The following is a 2,849-nucleotide window of genomic DNA, read 5'->3' as shown; positions in this document are numbered from 1 at the left end:
CCCCCCCGCCGAGGACGGGGCGGGGCGTCATCTGGCCGAGCCCGCCGATGGTCTGTCCTCTTTGGAGCGACGGCTCGACCCGGCTCCGGTGGACGGCCCCGCTTCGGAGCCCGAGCCAGTCTCGCTGTTCCGTCCGGGTCCGGGCCGGGCCGCCGAGCCGGAGCCGCACTGGTTCAGCCAGATGACGCCCCGCCTCGTCCTCGGCGGCGGGACGGTCCGTTTCGGGAACGTCGGCCGGTTCCGGGACACGGTGGTAGCCGCTGTCGTGCTCGTCCGCTGGTTCCGCGATGCGGTGGTAGCCGCTGTCGTGGTCCTCGGCCGGTTCGGCGATGCGGTGCGAACTGGTGTCGCGGTCGGCCGGCTGCAGGTATTCGGTGGCCGCGGCGCGGTAGGCCGAGCCCGAGTCCTCCGGAGCGCTCTCGGCCGGTGCGCTGTCGAAAAGACCGTTGGCTGATTGGTGTTCGCGAGCCTCGGCCTGCGCGAACGCCTCGTCGACGTCGTCCTCCGAGAAGTGCGCGGTGTGCGCGGCGGGCTCGGGGTCCGGAGTGGCCACGGACTCCGGTTCCGGGGCCGTGCGGTACTCCGCGTCGTACTCGGCCTCCGGCTCGAAAGCGCTCGTCGCCTGGATGACCTCCGTCGGAGCGTGCTCGCGACGGTCTCTGGTCCAGTCCTCCGCGGGCGGCAGCACCGCGGTGCGCGCGGGCGTGCTGGCCGCCGCGCGGGCCGTGTCGGCGTGTGCGCTCGCCAGTTCCGTTTCCAGTTCGCGTACCCGCTTGCGCGCCGGACGCGCCAGCACCAGCCAGGCGAGCACCGCCCCGACGACGAAGGCCAGCAGGCTCCAGAGCCACACCTGCCCGAAAATGGACATCTTCCGCCCCTTTTAGAACGTTCGCGCGACCAGGTAGTCGGCGACCGACTCGCAAGCGTCGCGCGCAGGGGAAGCGGGCAGCGAGGCGAGCTCGGCACGTGCTCGGGAAGCGTAGTCGGAAAGGGTTTCGCGCGCGCGTTCGAGGCCGCTGGAACGGCGCAGCAGCTCGAGCGCCTCGGCCACCAGGTCGTCGTCGGTGATCGGGCCGGCGAGCAGTTCCACCAGCCGGGGGTCGGTGTCCGGGTCGGCCAGCGCGTACAGCATCGGCAGCGTACGGACGCCTTCTCGCAGGTCAGTACCCTGCGCCTTGCCCAGCTCGACCGAGGGCGACGCGATGTCGATGACGTCGTCGGAGATCTGGAAGGCCGCGCCGATGATGTCGCCGAAGCGGCGCAGCGCCTGGATGTGCTCCTCGGCCGCGCCGGACATCATGCCGCCGAAGCGCCCGGACGTCGCGATCAGCGAACCGGTCTTCTGCGCGATGACGGTGAGGTAGTGCTCGACCGGATCGTCGCCGGGGCCAGGACCGACGGTCTCCCGCATCTGGCCGCTGACCAGCTCGCCGAACGTCTCGGCGATGATCCGCGCGGCGTCCGTGCCGAGGTCGGCGACGAGCCGGGAGGCGTGCGCGAAGAGGTAGTCGCCGGTGAGGATCGCGACGGTGTTGTCCCAGCGCGAGTTGACGCTCTCCGCGCCGCGCCGCATGGTCGCCTCGTCCATCACGTCGTCGTGGTACAGCGTCGCCAGGTGCACCAGCTCGACCGCCGCGGCCGCGATCAGCACCTGCTCGCCCTGTTTGGGACCGAACTGCGCGGACAGCAGCGTGAACAGCGGACGGAAACGTTTGCCCCCCGCCTCGACCAGGTGCAACGCCGCGTCGTGCACAGCGGGCACGTCACTCTTCACGACGTCCCGCAGCATCGTCTCGACGTCCGCCAGCCCGCCCGCGATCGCGCGCAGCAGCGGCTCGTCCTGGATCTGCAGTCCGACGGTCGCGCGCAGGTCCTCGACAGCGCCATCCCGGGCCGCCCCCGGAGGTGGTGAAGACACAGACACGTCGGCTCCGCTCTCTCGTGGCGCTCGTCGCCAGTCGGTTACCCCCTTCAGGGTAGTGGTTGCCCCGCGGCCTGCCTTTACCCGCTGTCCTGCGGAAACGGTGACGAACGCGACACTGCCGCGCCAGCTCCGCGCCAGGCCACGAACGGGTTGATCCGCGCTCCCGGACGGGTGATCGCCGCCCGAGGACGCAACGGGCGATTCGGACCTGCGGATAGTCGGGAGAGGCAGCACCGCACCGAGGAGACGAACATGATCATCACCCGCACCGCACTGGCCGGAGCAGCCCTGGCCGCCGCTGGTTTGCTCGCCGCTGCCGGGACCGCCGTCGCGGACGCCCCGGCCGGAGTCGCCGACCTCGGCAACGCGAACTTCACGAAGGCCGGAACCACGATTTCCATCCCGACGCAGGCCCCGTGCGCCGTAGAAGGCCCAACCAGCGGCTCCGCGACGGCCGTATCCCAACCCGGCGTCCGCGTCGGCGGCGGCACGTCCTCGTGCACCACGGAGGTCACGGACCCGGCGAACGACGTCACCACCACGACGTCGACCGCCACGGGGAACAACTTCGAACTGTCAGCCCTGGTGAGCTCCGGCGGCAAGCGAATCCGCATCTCGTCGTACACGGTGACCTGCAAGGCGACCCAGAGCGGAAGCAACGCCAACTGGACACTCAGCGGCCTCACCGGAATCTCCGGCCTGCCCTCGCCCATCCCCGCGAACTACACCAAGCCGCTGACGAAATCGGACGGCACGGTGCTAGCGAACGCGGTATTCAACATCCAGACGCTGCCCGGCGACGGAAGCATGACGCTGACCATGCTGCGGATCGACTTCGCACCGGCATCGGGCGCTTCGGGCTCGGTCACCGTAGGCCACACCGCCTGCTCCCCCACTCCCTGAAGTCCGTGAGGGGAACCCTCAT

2 protein-coding genes and 1 pseudogene are annotated in these 2,849 nt (G+C 70.6%); 1 reads left to right on the top strand and 2 read right to left on the bottom strand.

Translation table 11 applies throughout. From position 1 onward, the window contains the following. Nucleotides 1–868, bottom strand: a pseudogene (locus tag H5411_RS46135) (hypothetical protein); the annotation flags it as partial. 12 nt (nt 869–880) lie between these two features. Then, complete coding sequence (locus H5411_RS46130) at nt 881–1,918, bottom strand: polyprenyl synthetase family protein (protein ID WP_101436117.1); 1,038 nt, start codon at nt 1,916–1,918, stop codon at nt 881–883. A gap of 258 nt (nt 1,919–2,176) precedes the next feature. On the opposite strand from H5411_RS46130, the gene H5411_RS46125 reads away from it, so the two are divergent. Continuing rightward, nucleotides 2,177–2,827: a hypothetical protein gene (locus H5411_RS46125; protein ID WP_183127978.1), complete on the top strand. Its 651-nt coding sequence runs from the start codon at nt 2,177–2,179 to the stop codon at nt 2,825–2,827. Nucleotides 2,828–2,849: the final 22 nt, after the last annotated feature.

Origin of the sequence: Amycolatopsis echigonensis (assembly GCF_014174495.1) — a bacterium.
Lineage (GTDB): Bacteria > Actinomycetota > Actinomycetes > Mycobacteriales > Pseudonocardiaceae > Amycolatopsis > Amycolatopsis echigonensis.
The sequence above is the reverse complement of the archived record's forward strand: the minus strand, read 5'-3'. Positions and strand labels throughout refer to the sequence as shown.